The organism is Ruminiclostridium cellobioparum subsp. termitidis CT1112, from assembly GCF_000350485.1.
Classification (GTDB): Bacteria; Bacillota; Clostridia; order Acetivibrionales; family DSM-1351; genus Ruminiclostridium; species Ruminiclostridium termitidis.
Window position 1 is genome coordinate 26,276 of record NZ_AORV01000072.1, and the last position, 19,196, is coordinate 45,471.

14 protein-coding genes are annotated in these 19,196 nt (G+C 43.3%); 2 read left to right on the forward strand and 12 right to left on the reverse strand.

Annotated elements, in window-relative coordinates; all coding sequences use genetic code 11:
- Positions 1–47 precede the first annotated feature (47 nt).
- From mgtA to CTER_RS25600, 7 genes are all read right to left on the reverse strand, one after another.
- The gene (mgtA, locus tag CTER_RS25570; protein ID WP_423219211.1) at positions 48–2,684 is read right to left on the reverse strand and encodes a magnesium-translocating P-type ATPase; all 2,637 of its coding nucleotides are present in this window, start codon (positions 2,682–2,684) and stop codon (positions 48–50) included.
- 382 nt (positions 2,685–3,066) lie between these two features.
- The gene (locus CTER_RS25575) at positions 3,067–4,368 is read right to left on the reverse strand and encodes an O-acetylhomoserine aminocarboxypropyltransferase/cysteine synthase family protein (protein ID WP_004630793.1); all 1,302 of its coding nucleotides are present in this window, start codon (positions 4,366–4,368) and stop codon (positions 3,067–3,069) included.
- Positions 4,369–4,432: 64 nt separating this feature from the next.
- The gene (locus tag CTER_RS25580) at positions 4,433–5,344 is read right to left on the reverse strand and encodes a 4Fe-4S binding protein (protein ID WP_004630960.1); all 912 of its coding nucleotides are present in this window, start codon (positions 5,342–5,344) and stop codon (positions 4,433–4,435) included.
- On the reverse strand, positions 5,334–5,993 hold the full coding sequence (locus CTER_RS25585) for an ABC transporter permease (protein ID WP_004630771.1): 660 nt from the start codon (positions 5,991–5,993) through the stop codon (positions 5,334–5,336). Before CTER_RS25585 ends, CTER_RS25580 begins: the two co-directional genes overlap by 11 nt.
- 13 nt (positions 5,994–6,006) lie before the next feature.
- Positions 6,007–6,969 (reverse strand): ABC transporter ATP-binding protein, encoded by a 963-nt coding sequence (locus tag CTER_RS25590; RefSeq protein ID WP_004630859.1) that lies wholly within the window; start codon positions 6,967–6,969, stop codon positions 6,007–6,009.
- A 24-nt stretch (positions 6,970–6,993) separates the two neighbouring features.
- Positions 6,994–7,638, reverse strand: coding sequence for an ABC transporter permease (locus CTER_RS25595; protein WP_004630935.1), 645 nt, complete (start codon positions 7,636–7,638; stop codon positions 6,994–6,996).
- Between the two features lie 83 nt (positions 7,639–7,721).
- Positions 7,722–8,690: a glycine betaine ABC transporter substrate-binding protein gene (locus CTER_RS25600; protein WP_051066706.1), complete on the reverse strand. Its 969-nt coding sequence runs from the start codon at positions 8,688–8,690 to the stop codon at positions 7,722–7,724.
- 251 nt (positions 8,691–8,941) lie between these two features.
- On the opposite strand from CTER_RS25600, the gene CTER_RS25605 reads away from it, so the two are divergent.
- Both CTER_RS25605 and CTER_RS25610 read left to right on the forward strand, forming a co-directional pair.
- Positions 8,942–9,943, forward strand: a complete 1,002-nt coding sequence (locus CTER_RS25605; RefSeq protein ID WP_004630941.1) for an ornithine cyclodeaminase family protein — start codon at positions 8,942–8,944, stop codon at positions 9,941–9,943.
- Positions 9,944–9,956: 13 nt separating this feature from the next.
- Positions 9,957–11,453 carry an HAL/PAL/TAL family ammonia-lyase gene (locus CTER_RS25610; RefSeq protein ID WP_004630948.1) on the forward strand — a complete coding sequence of 499 codons (1,497 nt, stop codon included), beginning with the start codon at positions 9,957–9,959 and terminating at the stop codon, positions 11,451–11,453.
- Between the two features lie 42 nt (positions 11,454–11,495).
- On the opposite strand, the gene CTER_RS27320 is transcribed toward CTER_RS25610, so the two are convergent.
- From CTER_RS27320 to CTER_RS25635, 5 genes are all read right to left on the reverse strand, one after another.
- Positions 11,496–11,945 (reverse strand): hypothetical protein, encoded by a 450-nt coding sequence (locus CTER_RS27320; RefSeq protein ID WP_004630881.1) that lies wholly within the window; start codon positions 11,943–11,945, stop codon positions 11,496–11,498.
- A gap of 338 nt (positions 11,946–12,283) precedes the next feature.
- On the reverse strand, positions 12,284–12,784 hold the full coding sequence (locus CTER_RS25620) for a hypothetical protein (RefSeq protein WP_004630890.1): 501 nt from the start codon (positions 12,782–12,784) through the stop codon (positions 12,284–12,286).
- A gap of 450 nt (positions 12,785–13,234) precedes the next feature.
- Positions 13,235–15,061: a glutamine--fructose-6-phosphate transaminase (isomerizing) gene (glmS, locus tag CTER_RS25625; protein ID WP_004630921.1), complete on the reverse strand. Its 1,827-nt coding sequence runs from the start codon at positions 15,059–15,061 to the stop codon at positions 13,235–13,237.
- A gap of 1,029 nt (positions 15,062–16,090) precedes the next feature.
- Positions 16,091–17,440 carry a phosphoglucosamine mutase gene (glmM, locus tag CTER_RS25630; protein WP_004630906.1) on the reverse strand — a complete coding sequence of 450 codons (1,350 nt, stop codon included), beginning with the start codon at positions 17,438–17,440 and terminating at the stop codon, positions 16,091–16,093.
- Between the two features lie 137 nt (positions 17,441–17,577).
- Complete coding sequence (locus CTER_RS25635) at positions 17,578–19,173, reverse strand: NAD(P)/FAD-dependent oxidoreductase (protein ID WP_004630826.1); 1,596 nt, start codon at positions 19,171–19,173, stop codon at positions 17,578–17,580.
- Between the last annotated feature and the right edge of the window lie 23 nt (positions 19,174–19,196).

Below are 19,196 nucleotides of genomic sequence, written 5' to 3' on the forward strand. Positions count from 1 at the left end.
ACCGTGACGGAAAAAGCCATATATAAAGGCACGCTACCAAACCTGTATTACATCCATTCCCCATACCGGCGTATATACAATCTTTTGACCAGCTGAACGCACAGCAGGTAACCTGCCAGAATCACCGCCAGCCAGGGAATAAACTTGAGCGGCAGGCTCTGCATGTCAAAGCCGATTGAAATGTTTGTAAAGCCTGTTGCAAGTGCTGCCACCGCCACAAGAAACGTGGAAAGGAACAGCGGCATGGACGGATTGCTTTGCAGGAACGGCAATTTGGCCGTACGAATCATGTGGATGACCAGTACCTGGGATACCGTACCGAATACAAACCACCCGCATTGAAACAGCGGTGAAAGCTCCACCGTATTAGCACCTATAACCCGCCACATTATAGCGAAGCACAGGATATCAAATACCGAGCTCAGCGGTCCCAAAAACGCCATGAAGGACTTAATGGACCGTGTTTCCCATTTGTGCGGCTTTTTGATGTACTCTTTATCCACACTGTCAAAGGGTATGCCCATTTGAGAAAAATCGCACAGCAGGTTTTGTGTCAATATCTGCACCGGCAGCATGGGCAGGAATGGCAGAAAGATGCTGGCAACAATTACCGAAATCATATTGCCGAAGTTTCCGCTTGCCGCCATTTTAATATATTTGATAATGTTTCCGAAAGTACGGCGGCCTTCGATGACGCCTTCCTCAAGCACCATCAAATCCTTTTTCAGCAGAATGATGTCGGCGGTTTCCTTGGCAATATCCACAGCACTGTCAACCGAAATACCCACATCTGCCTGGCGCAGCGGAGGCGCATCATTAATGCCGTCACCCATATAGCCGACTGTATGCCCCGCCGCCTGGAACGCCTTCACCACCCGTTCCTTCTGGGACGGGGACAATTTTGCAAACAAGTCGCAGGTGTCCGCTGCCTCCTGTAACTGTGCGGTGTCCATCCGGTCTATGTCACGGCCCGTCAGCAGACGGGAGTTATTGACACCCACCTTGCCGCAAACTTTCACAGCCACACCTTCGCTGTCTCCGGTGAGTACAACAGTCCGCACACCGTGTTCACGCAGTGCCGAAATGGCCGACCTGGCACTTTCCTTGGGCGGGTCAAGAAAGCCGACAAAGCCGATTAAAACCATATCCCGTTCATCGGACACGCTGAAAGCACCGCTGTCGGGAACCTCGTTTTTCTGAGCTACGGCAATCATCCGAAGACCATCGGCATTGTACTTTTCATAAGTTGCCAGTGCCATGCGCCTGTTTTCCTCATCCATGGGCCAAACACGACCATGCATTTCCACAAAGGAAGATATGGCTATAATCTCCTCCACCGCACCCTTGGTAATAAGCTGCCGTTTTCCGCTTTTATCGGCTAAAACCACACTCATTCTGCGCCGTGAAAAATCAAAGGGGATTTCATCCACCAGGTTATAGGCGTCCAGCATATCTTGCAGTCCGTTCTGCACGGCCCGGTTGATGATGGCAAGGTCTATCAGATTTTTAAGGCCGGTCTGAAAATAGCTGTTAAGGTATGCATGGCGCAGGATACGGGCGTCATCCTCTCCGTGCAGGTCCATGTACTTTTCCAGCACGATTTTATCCTCGGTCAGCGTCCCTGTTTTGTCGGTGCATAGTATGTCCATCTCTCCAAAGGTCTGTATTGCACCGAGAGTACGTACGATCACCTTGTGCCTGGACATGGATACCGCGCCTTTTGCCAGTGTTGAGGTCATAATGACAGGCAGCATTTCCGGAGTAAGTCCCACTGCAATGCTGATGGCAAAAAGCAGTGCACCAGCCCAATCTCTTTTAGCCAAGCCGTTAATCAGGAATACGATGGGAACCATGACCAGCATCATCCGTAACAGGAGTCGGCTGACCGAATCCACTCCCCGCTCAAAGCTTGTTTTCGCCCGGTCACCGGACAGGGATTTTGCCATTGACCCGAAATACGTGCTGTTGCCGGTGGCCAGCACTGCGGCCGTGGCACTGCCGCTCACGATGTTGGACCCCATGAACCCAATGTTCCGTATATCAGTCAGCCCATCATCCTGCTTATCCCTTATGTCGCTGAATTTCTCCACAGGATTGGATTCACCGGTCAAAGCCGCCTGCGCCACAAAGGTGTCCTTTGTGGTCAAGAAACGCACATCGGCGGGCAGCATGTCACCTGCCGAAAGGCGGACAATATCCCCGGGGACTATCTCGTCCATAGGTACTTCGGTCAGCTTTCCATCCCGCCAGACATCAGCTTTATTGGAAATCATTTTTGACAGTTTTTCTGCAGCAGCATTTGAGCGCTGGCTCTGCACGAAGGCAACCAGACTGGACAAAAGGACCAGCGATAGAATGATAGTAACTGTGAGATAATCAGGTTTTGATGCTGCCACAACATCGGTAAAATACGTGATAATGGCAATGAGAAGTAAAATGATATTGAAAGGGTTGACGACTGCTTCCCTCACCCTGTGCAACACCGTATTTTTATTTCCTACAGTAATTACGTTTTTTCCAAAGCTATCCTGTCTGTTTTCTGCTTCTTCACTTGAGAGGCCTGCCTGTGTGGTAGACAGCTGTGCCAAAAGTTCCTCTCGTGCCACGAAAGCATAGAAACGGAGCTTTACTTCGGTGTCCTGTTTGTTTTCCTGGATCTGTCTGCCAAGTCTTTTTTTGCTCATGAAATTCACTGGAATCATTCCTTTCTTTTTTTAGGATTCCCCAATGAAAACATAATAAAGAAAATAAAAAAAGCCGTCCCTAATAGACGGCAGTATTTGCACAGGCAGATTAATCCATCAATGTTAAATGAGCAATGGACAACAGCCCGCGATAAACGCCGACCAATGGGTTTATGTTTTCACACTGGGGTTTGAAGTCACTTATCGGACTTCGGGGATTGCCATCCATTGTTTCACATCCTTTTTTAAAAAAATTTAAGTTGGATGTTAATTAACATCCAACTTATTTAAGTTACCTGATAAACGATAGAAAGTCAATACCTAATATCTTTTTCCCTTGTCATTTTCATAAGTTCAATTCCGGATATTCCAGGCATACGTATTATTTTATAGCTCCCAAAGCCTGTGACAGGTCATTAATCAAGTCCTCAGTATCTTCTATTCCTACCGACAATCTCAGGGTATCATCATACACACCTGCTTTTGCACATTCTTCCTTATTGAGACCAAAATGGGTAGAGGTCGCGGAATGTACAATCAAAGATTTGGCATCGCCTACATTGACCATATAATCAAAGACCTGAACATTTTCAAGCACAGTTTTTGCTGCTTCCAGACCGCCCTTCAGGCGTATGGACATAATTGCTCCGGGGCCTTTGGAAAAATATTTTTGAGCCAGGCTGTTATACGGGCTGGATTTCAATCCCGGATAAGCAACAGATTTCACCTGTGGATGCTCTTCTAAAAATTCCGCTACAGCTTGTGCATTTTTTGTATGCCTTTCCATTCTTAATGAAAGAGTTTCCATGCCCTGTAACAAGTAAAATACCGTCTGAGGGCTCACATGTGAACCCAAATCTGTCAAAAACCTTATTCGAAGCCGTTTAGTAAACATTTCCCTTTTAAGTGTTTCTGGCTCTATATTATTTTTAAATTCATCATAAAACTTTTCAAACTGTGGAAATTTTCCGTTAAGCCAGTTAAATTTACCGCTTTCAACCACCAGTCCGGCAATAATTGTACCATGCCCCGCCAGATACTTTGTAGCGGAATAGCAAATGATATCCACGCCATACTCAAAAGCCTGAAATAAATACGGTGTTGCAAAGGTATTATCAATAACCAGCGGTATATTGTGCTCATGTGCAAGCGACGCAATTTTTTCGATATCCAGGATTGTAATACCGGGATTACCTAATGATTCTATGTAAATAGCACGTGTACGTCCGTTAATCTCTTTTCTGTAGGATTCTATATCATTCTCATCTTCCACGAAGCGCGTATGAATACCGTAATCCGGCAAGGTCTTTGCCAATAATGCGGTACTTCCTCCATACAACGTGTGAACGGCTACAATTTCATCTCCTGCGTTTGCAAGATTCAAAATTGTATTTGATATGGCTGCCATCCCTGAAGCAAGTGCAAGTGCTGAAGTTCCCCCTTCCAATGAAGCGATTCTTTTTTCAAGAACCGTATTTGTAGGATTGGAAAACCGTACATATGAGTGTCCTTCTTCAGAATACTCAAATAAACGGGTACACCGGTCAAAGTCACCCAGTTCAAATGCTGCCGTCTGATAAATAGGTACAGCCTTTGAACGGTAATGATCAGCCGGATTATATCCCGCATGCAATTGCCTTGTAGTAAATCCCAATGAATCATTATCATATGCTCTATAACTCATAATTATCTCCTTTTGTTGTTGCCTGGTGGTATGTAACATCTAAAACTTATATTGCCAGCCAGGGTTACAGACCACTGGTTATAAGTTTCAACGCATCCTTCGGACATCCCGTGACACAAACTCCGCAGCCGATGCAGCTGCCGGTATCAGCCTGTACCGGCTTACCATATGAAAACACGCCAAACTGGCATCTTTTTACACATAAACCGCAGCCAATACAGTTTTCATGTTCCAGTTCAACTTTGTAAAAAGATTTTGGCCAAAATTGATGACTTTTCATTTTTTCCCGGCTCCTGAATAAGTAGCAGCAATCACCGCAGCAGTTGCATACACCGGTTTTATTAACGGTATGTACCAGACCCTGTTTGTCTGCAGCAAGAACAATTTGTTTTGCTTCTTCCCTGGTAATTTCTTTAGATATACCTCTGTGCGCACGGGAATTTATGCCGTCCTTCCAGCTCACACAGGTATTCAGGGGCAGTCCGCAATCACCGCTCAATGCACGGCAGTCGCAGAGAGATAAGTAAGCCTGTCCTTCCTGCTTATCAATATATTGAAGAGTTTCGTCCAAGGGCAGAATGATATCACCTGTAGGTACTTTTCCCGGATTTTTATCAAGCCCTTCATAGTATGCATCAAAATACCAGCCATCAATAGCCTTTCTGCCTTCTGCCGGTATACTGCGGTATTCCGGAACTCTTGTCACCACGAAAGAATCAAGGTAACTGTAAAAATCCGCAGCCCGGTATTCCCCCTTTTCTATATTTTCATAAGAAACCAACCCTCTGGAGTAATAATCCTGCAGCAGCTCTTCTGCTTTCTCCTTATCATATTCGGCTATATCCTCTGCTTTAAAAATGCGGTCCCCGTACTTACCCAGAATACTGATTTCTTCCGGGGTAAAAAAGATATCCAGGTACGGCCGGGCAGCTTCAGGAATCTTAAAATTCTCATAAAATATTTGTTTATCCAGCATTCCCCAATCTCCCTTCGGCTCTCTTTAAACTGTAGATTTCCAATCTGGAAAGAGCCCAGTTTACAACCAGCGCAAGTCCGGCAGTGTAGACAGTTCCCCAGATCATTTTAATATAATTCATGGAAGAAAGACCATCGAACAAAACCTTTCCCAAACCTCCCGCATTCACAGTCTGTGCTATTGTAGCACTTCCAATAGTTACAATTGCCGCTATACGTATACCTCCGATTAAAACAGGTAAAACCAGAGGCAGCTGTACACCGGTGAAAATCGTAAATTTTGTCATTCCCATACCTATGCCTGCTTCAATAATATTCTTATCTAACTGGTGAAAACCTGCAAGGATATTACGAACCAAAATAAACTGACTGTAAACAACCAATACAAAAATTGCATTTTTCTTTCCAAGCCCTAAAAAAGGTAATAATAAAGAAAAAAAGGCAAGGCTTGGTATGGAATACAACGCCCCAAGGAGAGCCATAACCACTTGCGATATTTTTTTCAGTCTCAATAAAATCAAGCTTACCGGGATTGCAATTAAAAGTGATATGAACAATGCTGTTCCCACGAGCTGGATATGCTCCAGCAAACATTTTACAAGCAGGTCGGTATGTTTTTGAGCATATTCTACAAATTTTATCCAGTTCAAGTCTGTTTCCTCCTTAGACAATATTTGCTATCTGATTCCAGGAAACCATCCCGGCAATTTCACCGGCTGCATTTTCCACATAAATTACTTTACTTCTGTCTTTCAGGAAAATCGGCAGGGTTTCTTCTACCGGACTGGTTTCAGATTTAAATATACCCTGGGCATCTATATCCCCATGAACCTTTTCCATTATTGCACCTAATGAAATTACCTTCATACGGACTATAGGGTCGTCTGCCGATACCAGTTTTGAAACAAACTCATTTGCCGGATGAAGCATGATTTTATCCGGTGTATCGTATTGCTGTAATTTCCCTTCGTGCATGATAATAACCCTTGACCCCAATTTAAATGCTTCCTGAATATCATGAGTTACAAACAGAATCGTCTTCTTCGTCTTTTCCTGCAAACGCTGCACTTCGGCCTGAAGTGCCGTTCTGGTTATAGCATCTATTGCTCCGAAGGGTTCATCCATCAAAAGAACATTTGGATCTGCGGCCAAGGCTCTGGCTATTCCTACCCTCTGCTGCTGACCTCCTGATAATGATCTGGGGTAGCGGTTCCTGTAGTCTTCGGCATCAAGACCGATGGTATCAAGAAGTTCATCTACCCGTGTCTCAATCCTTTTTTTATCCCATTTCAAGAGCTTGGGAACCGTAGCTATATTATCTCTGACTGTTTTATGAGGGAACAGTCCACCGGCCTGCACAACATAGCCGATATTCCTGCGATGGTCTACTTCATTTATCTCTTTTATGCTTTTTCCATAAAACCGGATATCACCGCCGGTATAATCGTACAGGCGATTTACCATCTTCAGCAGCGTCGTCTTTCCGCAGCCGGATGAACCTAAAATAGTAATAAATTCACCATCATAAATATCCATGGTAATATCATTAACAGCATCTGTCTTCATGCCCGGGAAACATTTATATACATGATTGAATTCAATTGCCGGTATATTTTTATCTTTCATACTCTTTACCTTCCATGATTTGGCTTATTCCACAAGTCCCATCCGTTTGGTCAGTATGTTCTGAACACCTTCCAATAACAGATCCGCAGCAATGGATATGACAGCGATGGAACCTCCTCCCAACAGTGTTATGAATACTCTGCCATAACCTATTCCTGATGATACCAGTACTCCAAGACCGCCTGCACCTATATAGGAGGCGATTGCTGTTGTTGCAACGACCTCTACGACAGCTGTTCTGATGCCGGCCGCTATTAAAGGAAGTGCCAGAGGAAATTCCACTTCAAGGAAAACCTGCTTTGCAGACATTCCCATTCCAATGGCAGTTTCCCGGATAGAATCTTTTACCGACAAAAATCCGGTTATAGTATTAATAAGAATAGGCGGCAACGTGATAATTATCAATACTATTGTTGCAGGGAACCGCCCTATCCCTATCAAAGGGACCATAAGAACCATTAATGCCAGACTTGGGATAATTCTAAGGGCGTTTACCGTTCCTGTTATAATTCCCGATAACTTTGGCAATTTGGCACAGACGATCCCCAGAGGAATTCCTATAAGAATTGCAAATACAGTTACCACCAGGCTGATAGTAATATGCGTTGCCACATAGGACCAATATTTAGATGTATTTTCCAGGTAATATTGAATAAGATCCGAAAACATTTTCCCTCCCGCAATAAACTTTTAAATTTTCCGGCAGCATCAAAGCTACTGCCGGAAAATTATTCTGCTTCCTGACAAGGTGCTTAATTTAAAGAGGCTTTTATGCTCTCATAATATTCTCTGGCCACATCGTCATATTCCTTGCCCTCTGCATCAACTTCAGCATTCATTTTAATAACATTATCGGTAGTAAATGTTGCAGTAACCAGATTTATAATCTTTTCAGCTCCCGGATTTGCTTTTAAAGCGTCATTGCGGATCACAGGAATTATGTAGTACGGTACCCATGCTCCCAGGTCATCCTTGAGAACAGTCCACTCGTCTCCTGCCAGATTACCTTCTGTGGTATATACACTGAACACATCAACATTTCCTGATTTTGCCGCTGAAAATGAGAGCGTATGCTCCATAACTGATAATTTAAAAGGCAGCTTTCCATATACCTGTTCGAGTCTCGGGATCTGAGCTTCAGTAAATTCCGCTTTGCAGGAGAAAACCAGTTTTTGCTTCTGAGCAGCCGCCCATGCCTCTGAAATGGTAGATATGCCAAGTTCCTTTGCCCGTGTTGCCAAAACGGCAAGACCTTCCGAGTCATTTACATCCGCCGGATCCAGAATTGCTATGTCATACTGTTTCTCATATTGTTCCTTTACAGTCTTATACACTTCATCCTTATCGTATATAGGATCAAGCCCCAATACAGAAACTAAAGCCGTACCGGTATATTCGGGATATAAATCCACATCCCCTGTCTTTATGGATTCTCTTATGACCGCACTTGCCAATGATTCGGCACGTTTAACCTGGTATCCGCTATTTTCAAGGGCCAATGCATATATTTCCGCAAGGACCTTGGATTCGGTAAAATCTTTTGAACCCACTATAATAGGTTTTTTACCAACCGCTTCTGATGTTGGAGCAGCAGATGCCGAACTCTGAGTCTGAGTCGCACTCGAAGTTGCAGAAGAATTACTTCCGCAGCCGGCTGCCGATAATATAAAACCTGCGCAAAGTGTTAGAGCTAATAATTTCTTTTTTAAATTTTTTTTCAAAATAATACCCCCTAAAATTATTATGTACGATACAGATGTTCCGAAATATACATCTGTCCTTTGAAAACTCCAGGCTATTTGTGCTGGCACAAACATACTAATCATATAAGTTACATATGAATTATTATTAACATAATATTCATTTTTTCATACTATGTCAATAGGTATAGTATGATTTTTTCATTGACTTTAATAAACAGCAAAGTTATAATGAACTCACTAATAATTACTTATGCTGGGGAGACATTATTATGAATAACAATAAGATACTATTTATCAGCGGCAAAGATATCGAATCCATGAATCTGACAAATGAAGAAATTTTAAATTCTGTGGAACAAAGTCTTGTCGCACAGGGAAGCAGCCAAACCGTAATTGAACCCCGGGTTCACCTCATTCCCAATCCGTCCATTAACGGTCACTTCAATATTTTAAGAGGTTATATAGAACCTCTCAATGTTGCAGGTGTAAAAATTGTAGGTGACTATGTGGACAATTATAAAAAAGATCTCCCTTCCGAGCTTGCCCTGTTAAATCTATATGATCCCGGTACCGGTATGCCTCTGGCAATCCTGGATGCAACAGCTATTACCGATATGCGGACCGGAGCCCTCACTGCAATAGGTGCAAAATATCTGGCCAGAAAAGACAGTAAAATTCTTGGACATCTTGGTGCCCGGGGAACCTCATACTGGAATGTAATATTGCTGGACAGTATTTTCAATTTTGATGAAATCCGTGTTAACAGCAGAAGGCCTGAATCAAGAGAAGCTTTTGCAAAACTTCTTACCGAGAAATTGGGCAAACCTGTTATTGCCGTTGACAACAGTGAGGATTGCTTAAAAGGAGCAGATATCATGGTTGAGGCAACAAGGCTTATAGAGCCGGAGCCTTTTCTTTTGACCAGGTGGGTAGCTCCCGGAACCTTTGTTGTTCCTTATGGTACAATAAGCGCAGTTGAAAATGATTTGACCGATGTAATGGATAAAATAATAGTTGATGATTGGGGACAGTGCAAGGGCGGTAAATTTGGCAGTCTCCGCTATCATGTCGACTCGGGAAAGCTGTCTCAGGAAACACTTTATGCGGAATTATGCGAAATAGTAACCGGACAGAAAAAAGGACGCGAATCAAATGATGAATGTATTCTATTCTGGCACCGCGGTTTATCACTCAATGATATAGCTTTGGGATATCTGATATGGCAAAAAGCCATAGCTGCAAAAATCGGAACAGAACTTACATATCGTTAGCAGGTGAAAACAATTGGAAAACTTTATTATAGATGGCAGCCATCTTACAACTAAACAAATTTATGAAACTGCACACAGGATATCTGTTCCCGTGATTCCCGAAAAGGCTGTGAACAGGGTAAATGAATCCCATCAGCTTCTGCTTGACATAAGTTCCTCAAATAATCATAAGGTCTATGGTATGAATACAAGTGTAGGCCTTAACAAGGACCGGAGCGTAAATCCTTCGAATGTGATGCAATTCAACCTTTCGCTTCTCCGGAGCCATAACGTGGCCATACGTGAGAGCTGTACCAAAGAAGAAGTACGTGCAGTACTTCTGGTTTTGATTAACGGCTTCCTCCGGGGAAATACCGGTGTTTCTCCCGCACTTGTCAAATATCTCGTTACTTTCCTGGAAAAGGATGTCTGTCCAATAATGAAATGGTGCGGCTCCATCGGCGAGGCTGACATCGGCCCGCTTTCATCAATAGGCCTGGTGCTTACGGGAGAAGGCGAAGCAGAGTACAGGGGCCGGATAATGGCAGGCAGTGAAGTTCTGGCCTCTCTGGGTCTTTCTCCTCTCATTCTGGGTCCCAAGGAAGGTTTGGGTTTAATCTCCTCCAATGCACAGTCTCATGCTTTTACAGCGCTTTTTCTGGAAAGGGTATTTAACTATCTGGATATGAACCAGTTGGTATATTGTCTCAGCCTGGAGGGTATAAACGGTGTTGTTGACCCTTTAAACCAGGAGGTAAATTTTCTGAAAGGCAGTCCAAATCAAATAAGATGTGCCGAGCAATGCAGAAACTTTCTGGAAGGCAGCTACCTGTGGCAGCCGGATAAATCCCGCAGTTTGCAGGACCCATTGAGTTTCCGGAATCAGATCGCTGTTGCAGCTGCAGTTCTCGATGCATTGCAATTTGCCCAAAAGCAGCTGGCCCTTGACCTGAATCACACACAGGACAACCCCTGCCTGCTTCCCCAAGAAAAATGCTTTATGGGAAATTGCAATTTTGAAACCCTCTCTTTAGTCCAGGGAATTGAGATGTCCTCAATTGCACTGGCTCATCTTTCAAAAATGATATGCCACAGGATACTGAGAATATCTGATCCGCGTTTTTCCGGACTTGACCGTTTTCTGACTCCAAATGCCAATGTGTTGGGTTTTCCAACGGTACAAAAAACTGTCAGCATTTTAGACACGGAAATACGGATGTATGCCAACCCCAGTTCGCTGGATTTTCTTGAAGTCGCGGGAGCAATAGAAGATCATGCTGCAAATACAGCTTTTGCAGTAAAAAAGATCAGTTCGATTTTAGACAACCTGTATTACCTGTCTGCAATAGAACTGATTCACGGTGCGCAAGCCGTAACACTGCGGGGAAACCCACGGCTCGGAGAAAAAACCAGGAAGCTTTATACCTCTTTCCGTGAGGTCATACCGGCTCTCTATGAAGACCGGGATCAATCCGTGGATATTGAAAAAAGCCGGCAATTCGTACAAGATGCAATTGACAGTTTGATTTAATCAATGCTGTCTTGATAGAAAAGCTGAAATTTTGTCATATAATTATAAAATTTCATCATTTAACAACCGTTTATAATTCTCTAAACGTTTTTGATTTATAGTTTTAATCTCTCTACAGCTCATTGTGTTAAGTCTATATTTAGAAGAAACACCGGTCTCTTCAATAACCTTAACAGAAACTCCAAAGTTCCAATCATCTATTTTTAATTCACAGCCATATAACTTTCCTGGGGATTCTTCAGCATTTACTTGTATTTTTTCACCATCGTGTAAATAAATTGTATAGTCCAAGCCAATTGTTATAATTCCTTTTACTTCACCTAATGCGTTGTGTTTAATGCTTTGAATTTCCACTTTAATTTCATAGTCGTTATCCGAAACAGTTCCATTTGCAAATTGCAACTTATCCTTTGTTATATAGAAATAATCAATATCTCCAACAACGATAGACTGGTCGAGTTCATACCAATAGGGCCTCCAAATTAATATCAAACCAATATCACCTTACTTTCTCTTTTCCGCAATTCGTATCTATTCTCTTTTGGGTCATTAAATTTGGTATAACTGTTTTCAAATATGTCTGTCCAATCTTTATAATGATGCGGGTCACACTCCTGTATTTTGTCGAAAAACCATTAAGCAACTTCAATAAGTAAGATATAAGTCATTCCCCTTATCAATTATCGGTTCATCTACCGGATTAAAACTATATCCATCTCCGTCCTGAACTACTGGTTTTCATATATGAATTCTTCCAATTAGTGTTATACCTTTTCTATTTGTAATTTGGAATACTTGCTCCACCGCTATTGAAAACATTTTGTTTCCTTTCATGATTTATCCATATTTCTATAATTACCCAGTCCTATACTATCAAACTCGTCCTTGCCATCATCCTTGTATACCCCAAGCTCTTTAAGCACTATATTAATAGCTTTATCGCCTTCAGGTTTGTGATTAAAGCTATATGTCTTTTCGTCCCAACAAGTTTCAGTTTTATGTGGTTGAATTTTAATTACTCCCTTTTCAAATAAAATAGCCGACTGTCTACCTACTCCACCAAAATAATCAGTTTCTATATACACAAGTTTTCCACTTCTTGATTCTTGTAATAATAGTTCATAGATTGAAGGAGAGAGATAATCAAAAAACTTACTGAAATCAATATCTAATATGCTATCAGCTAATTCAACAACATCGTCATATAAATCATTGGTTAAAAAAATCATTGCAAACCCTTGAGCTAACATAATTGAGTTAGCCTTCATCCAATTGTTTGCAAAAGTACTTATAATATCTCTTTTCCCAATAAAAGCTCTTATACAATGCATAGCACCAAACTCCTTACTTATTATGTAATGTCATATTGTGAAAAACCGTTAGTCAAGTAACCGAATAAAGTTGCATTAATTAAACACATAGTTTTCCATGAGTGTCCGTAAACGCAGTCTTTCTTATATCTAATCTCATTATCTTTTAACATAGAAATCCACAGTTTCATCATTCAGTTCAAAAACTGACATTCATCAAATCTTACATCCCCTATGTAAATATCTCTTACCTTTTTCATTATATTCCACTGTATATAATACCATAAATCAGCATAATTTTACTATAAGTATATTGCATAATAAAAATCCGTAGAAACCCTACGTTTAAAGGCCTCTACGGATTTATGCTTTAGTTTACAGTGTCATTTCAAGTTATATTTGTGCCATTCTGACGTTATAATATATGAAAACATTAAGTATAACTCAAACTCCCCCAAAACCCCTTCCCGCTTACTCCACAGTCACCGACTTTGCCAGATTACGCGGCTTATCCACGTCACAGCCCCTCTCAATTGCCATGTAGTAAGCGAACAGCTGCAGCGGTGTTACTGCCGATATGGGGGCTACAAGTGAGTCCACATCGGGAATTGTCAGAACCATATCCGCTGTTTTCTCCAGCTCTTCCCTGTGCTTTTCCTGGGTTATTGCCAGAACAACCGCACCCCTGGCCTTAACTTCCCTGATATTGCTGACCATTTTCTCAAACAGGCAATCCTGTGTCATGGGGCAGACCACCAGTGTTCCTTTTTCGATCAGTGCAATGGTCCCGTGTTTGAGCTCTCCGCCTGCATAGGCCTCCGAATGGATATATGAAATTTCCTTCAATTTCAACGAACCCTCCATGGAAAGGGCGTAGTCCAGGCTCCGGCCTATAAAGAAAATGCTCTTTGAATTGAAATGTGCATGTGCGAATTTCTGGATGCCGTCCTTATACTTCAGTATTTCTTCTATGCCGGAAGGGATTTTCTTTATTTCATCAAGTATGGAGTTTACCTGTTCCTTTGTGATTGTACCCTTTTTCAGTCCCAGGTCCAGAGCTACCAGATACAGCGCCGCAAGCTGTGTGTTATATGCCTTTGTAGAAGCAACAGCAATTTCAGGCCCTGCCCAGGTATAGAGCACATCATCAGAATCACGGGCTATGGAGCTGCCAACGACATTGACAATTGAAAGTATCCTGGAACCGCCTTTCCTTGCCTCCCTCAGCGCGAAAAGAGTGTCGAGGGTTTCGCCCGACTGGCTGATAATGATTGTCATATTCCTCTCGCTGATAAGCGGATCGCGGTATCTGAATTCCGAAGCCACATCCACTTCAACAGGTATCCTGCAGAGCCTTTCAATGATGTATTTCCCTATGACACCGGCATGATAGGCAGTTCCGCAGGCAACTATATATATCTTGTCAAGTTTATCTATGTCCTCTTTTGTTATATTTATCGAATCCAGCACCAGCTCTCCATTTTGGATTCTGGGATTGATTGTATCCCTTACTACTTTCGGCTCCTCATACATTTCCTTCATCATGAAATGCTCGAAGCCGCCTTTTTCAGCTGCTTCAACATTCCAGTCCACCTTGAACACCTCTTTTTTGACAGGAGCGCCAAGGCTGTTGAATACCTGTACACTGTCCCTTTTCAGAATAGCTACTTCCTTATCTTCAAGAATATAAATATTCCTGGTATATTCAAGAATTGCAGGAATGTCCGAGGCAATGAAATTTTCTCCCTCACCAAGCCCTATAATCAGCGGACTGTCTTTTCTGGCGCATACGAACATATCCTGCTCATCCCTGCAAAGCACACCGAGAGCGTAAGAGCCTTCTATTTCATCAATTACCTTCATGACAGCGTCAACAAGACTTCCCTCATAGTAGTATTCCACCAGGTGTGCAATAACCTCGGTATCTGTTTCAGACTGGAAGGTATAGCCCTGACCTGCTAAAAATTCCTTGATCTGCATGTAATTTTCTATAATTCCGTTGTGTACAACAGCTATTTCTCCGCTCTGGCTGATATGGGGGTGGGAGTTCACATCGTTGGGTTCGCCGTGGGTAGCCCATCTTGTATGGCCAATCCCCATACAGCCCTCAAGCTTTTCAGCTTCCAGTCTGTCCTCCAGGCACGAAAGCCTTCCCTTGCACTTGATAACCTTGAGAACCCCGTTTTCATTCACCGAAACTCCCGCAGAGTCATATCCTCTGTATTCAAGTTTTGAAAGACCGTTAATAAGTACAGGTATTGCCTTTTTATTTCCTATATATCCAACTATTCCGCACATAATTAATTCTCCTTGATTTTTAAATTTAAATAATTTTCATAAACATAGGTATTTGCATTTTCAACTGCTGCTAAACATCCGGGACCTCACACAAATATATCTGTAATTGAAAGCATAAGCTTAAAAGTGCAGTTCATTATTGTTGAAGAACAGCCGGATAAAAGCTTCTTTAGGGATCTCAGGGCATAACTGCAGAATTTCAGACTAAATTTGAATCTTTTTCAAACCTGCCTTTAAGATTAACTATCATTATCATCTGACAGTACAAGCTCATATACTCACACCTGTACAGGCATAATTTGAAAAGGGTATTAATCCGACCCAGGGCATAATTTAAGAATGAATCCCGTGCCGGTATAAGAAAAACACCAATTAAAACCCATGCTTGCCAGCCGATGGCATAGCAGGATCCCTAAAAATATTTACTTGGGATTTGAAAATAAAAAATTAGAATTGAATTCAGGATCAGTTACGTGAGACCTTTTTGTTCCTGCAGTCGCCTGCAAGTTTTGTGCGGAACAATTATTGCTCCTCAGCCTCTGTCGATTGTAACAACCGGAAGGTATCCGCCGAATCTTTCGATACGGTCCACGTCTGTTTAGTGAACCGCTTCCTTCACCTCGTCAACAGAAATCAGGAATTTCTGATAATTCTGTCCTGGCGCCTTTTTAATTACACCTTAATCCTGTTTTTTCTCCCACCTCCTGTTCATAACTGCCTTTAGCCGGTATACCGCAGGCAATAAAGCATTAACCCTCATTCAAAGCAAGGTTTTTCTCCTGCTTTACAACCTATATATTATAATATATTGTAATACAGACGAAATTGTCAACTAATTTAAGAATATTTTAAACTTATTTGAAATTATTTACATATTCGCTCAGCTTAAATGCTTTAATGCACCTTTCTTTGGCGCTTCGAATATTTCCGGAGAATTTCCATAAATAATTATACATATCCCCGCCAAAGCCTCCGGCCCGTGGCATGATTGGCGGCTGTTGACGGGGGCTTTATTCACGTTTCAGCTGCTTATGACAATCTGCCTTCTATAACCCGCACAAGTTCTTTCGCACGCCTTGTGATTATTTCCTTATCCTTGCCCTCAATCATGACCCTCACCAGAGGCTCGGTCCCCGAAGGCCTTATGAGTACCCTGCCTTCACCGTTGAATTCATCCTCCAGCTCCTGGCACATTTTCTTTATAACTTCGTCGTCAAGGTACTTGTCTTTCTTTTCATTGGTTACCTTGGCATTGATAAGCACCTGGGGCAGCACCTGCAAAACACCTGCCAGCTCGGAAAGCTTTTTGCCGGAATCCTTTAATACCTTCAGCAGCTGTATTGCTGTCAGCAGTCCGTCCCCGGTGGTGTTGTGCTCCAGGAAGATAATATGCCCCGACTGTTCGCCCCCTAACATATACCCGCGGTTCAGCATTTCTTCAAGCACATACCTGTCCCCTACTTTTGTCTTCTCGATAACCAGTCCGTTATTCCTGGCCATGATGTCCAGGCCCATATTGCTCATAACCGTGGCTACTATGGTATTGTGGGCCAGCATGCCCTGCTGTTTCAGGTGGAGTCCTATAATTGCCATGATCTGGTCTCCGTCAACTATGTTCCCTTTTTCGTCGACAGCCAGAACTCTGTCCGCATCCCCGTCAAAGGCAAGTCCGATATGGGCCCCGGTTTTCCTCACGTAGTCCTGGAGCTGCTTCATATGTGTGGAACCGCAGCCTGCATTGATATTTATTCCGTCAGGCTCGTTATTTATTACATTGACATTGGCCTTCAATTCGTACAGAGCCATGGGTGCAGCCTGAAAAGATGCCCCATTTGCGCAGTCGATGGCAACCTTTATATTTTCCAGATCACCTGAAATAGTTCCCTTTACAAAGCTGACATAATCCTCCAGCGCGGTTTCCTTGTATATTTTAAATCCGATATTCTGACCTATGGGCCTGGGAAGCTCATCCTCTCCGCTTAAAATGATCTCTTCGATTTTATCCTCTATTGCATCGGGAAGCTTATAGCCGTTTGAATTGAAAAACTTTATTCCGTTATATTCAAAAGGATTATGGGAGGCTGATATTACAACTCCGGCATCTGCGTCATAAAGTCTGGTCAGGTATGCTATGGCAGGAGTTGGTATGACACCGAGACTTACCACCTGGGCACCAACCGAACAAATACCCGATATGAGCGCCGCTTCCAGCATATCGCCCGATATTCTGGTATCCATGCCCACCAGGATTTTTGGGGTGTGTTTTGTTTCTCCCGTCAGCACATAAGCTCCTGCCTGCCCCAGCTGGTATGCAAGTCTGGGAGTCAGCTCCAGATTTGCAACACCTCTGACCCCATCAGTTCCGAATAACTTTCCCATTAGATTTTCCTCCATGATATATAAGTATTGATTGACATTTATTTCTATGAACTATTCTCATAAAAAAAGCTATATATAATATAACACTTTTGCCGCGTATGTTATAGATTTTTTCACCGTATTATGTTATAGATTTTTCACGTAATAGATTTTTTTAACGCATAGGTCCTTACAATCTGTTCAGCAATCCTTATGCCGTCCACAGCCGCGCTAACTATGCCCCCGGCATAGCCGGCACCCTCTCCGCAGGGATACAGTCCTGCAATCCCCATACACTCAAAGGCATCATTTCTGGGTATCCTGACCGGTGACGAGGTTCTGGTCTCAACTCCTGTAAGCAGGGCGTCCTTCATTCCGAAGCCCCTGAGCTTCCTGTCGAAGTAATTAATTGACTGCTTCATACAGTCAGTGACGTAGGGCGGCAGGCATTCATTGATATCGGCGCAGCGGGTTTCACCTGTATAACTTGGTTTTACACTGCCCAGCCTTCCTGTCCTGTTGTTCAGGAAGTCCTCCAGCCGCTGCACCGGAGCACTGTTGTTTGAGCCGCCAGCCGCATAGGCCAGCCGCTCCCAGCGTCTCTGGAACTCTATCCCTCCCAGCGGATGTCCCGTGCCGAAGTCTGCAGGCCCTACCGAAACAACAAGTGCACTGTTGGCATTCTCCCTGTCCCGGCTGTATTCGCTCATGCCGTTGGTCACAATGGATCCTGGCTCTGACGCAGAGGCCACCACTATTCCGCCCGGGCACATGCAGAAGGAATATGCCGTCCTGCCGGCACCCTTCATAAACAGTTGATAGTCGGCAGCGCCCAAAGCGGGGTGTCCGCTGGCCGCACCATACTGTGCAGTGTTTATGAGCTCCTGCGGATGCTCGATTCTCACACCGATAGAGAAGGGCTTCTGCTCAAAAGGCACACCTCTGTCATAGAGCATCCGGAAGGTATCTCTTGCACTGTGGCCGATTGCCAGAACAACAGCATTTGTTTCTATGGTTGAATTGGTACTTGTAACCACTCCGCATATTTGCCCGTCCCTCAGCTTGACATCCACAGCCTTTGTATTGAACAGGACCGTTCCGCCCAGTCTCTCGATTTCCTTCCGCATGTTGGCAACGATCTTTTTAAGATTGTCGGTCCCTATGTGGGGCTTTGCCTTATATGTGATTTCCTCTGGTGCACCAAAGCGGTGGAATTCCTCAAGTACCTTTTCGCATCTTCTGTCGTTGATCCTGGTAGTAAGCTTTCCATCGGAAAAAGTTCCTGCTCCGCCCTCTCCGAACTGCACATTTGTCTCAGTGTCAAGAATGCCGGCATTCCAGCAGCGCTCAACCGTCCCGGCCCGTTCTTCAACCTTTTGTCCTCGCTCGATTATTATTGGCCTGTAGCCGTTCTGAGCCAGCACCAGACCGCAAAAAAGCCCGGCCGGCCCTGTCCCGATGACCAGCGGTCTTCCTTCAACAGGTTTGCTGCCAGGCAATAGTATTTCTTCCCTGCTATCCGCAAGTATTTTTATATCCCGGTCCCCGGGTATTTGGAAACAGTCGTCCACCTCACAGGAAATGGAGTAAACAAGACGTATGCCAGGTTTTTTCCTGGCATCTATGGATTGTTTTACTATTTTAAAATTTGTTATATTCTGATGCTTTATTCCGAGCTTTTTTGCAGCCTGCTGCTTAAGTGCCTCCTGCGGGCCGTCCAAGCTCAAGATTAAATTTGATATCACAAGTTTCATTAATTCATTTCCTTTAAAATGCA

Coding starts and splice junctions, on each gene's coding strand:
- CTER_RS25620 (WP_004630890.1), bottom strand. CDS start 12,784: ATGCATTGTATAAGAGCTTTTATTGGGAAAAGAGATATTATAAGTACT.
- CTER_RS25605 (WP_004630941.1), top strand. CDS start 8,942: ATGAATAACAATAAGATACTATTTATCAGCGGCAAAGATATCGAATCC.
- CTER_RS25575 (WP_004630793.1), bottom strand. CDS start 4,368: ATGAGTTATAGAGCATATGATAATGATTCATTGGGATTTACTACAAGG.
- CTER_RS25595 (WP_004630935.1), bottom strand. CDS start 7,638: ATGTTTTCGGATCTTATTCAATATTACCTGGAAAATACATCTAAATAT.
- mgtA (WP_423219211.1), bottom strand. CDS start 2,684: ATGAGCAAAAAAAGACTTGGCAGACAGATCCAGGAAAACAAACAGGAC.
- CTER_RS25590 (WP_004630859.1), bottom strand. CDS start 6,969: ATGAAAGATAAAAATATACCGGCAATTGAATTCAATCATGTATATAAA.
- glmM (WP_004630906.1), bottom strand. CDS start 17,440: ATGGGAAAGTTATTCGGAACTGATGGGGTCAGAGGTGTTGCAAATCTG.
- CTER_RS25635 (WP_004630826.1), bottom strand. CDS start 19,173: ATGAAACTTGTGATATCAAATTTAATCTTGAGCTTGGACGGCCCGCAG.
- glmS (WP_004630921.1), bottom strand. CDS start 15,061: ATGTGCGGAATAGTTGGATATATAGGAAATAAAAAGGCAATACCTGTA.
- CTER_RS25580 (WP_004630960.1), bottom strand. CDS start 5,344: ATGCTGGATAAACAAATATTTTATGAGAATTTTAAGATTCCTGAAGCT.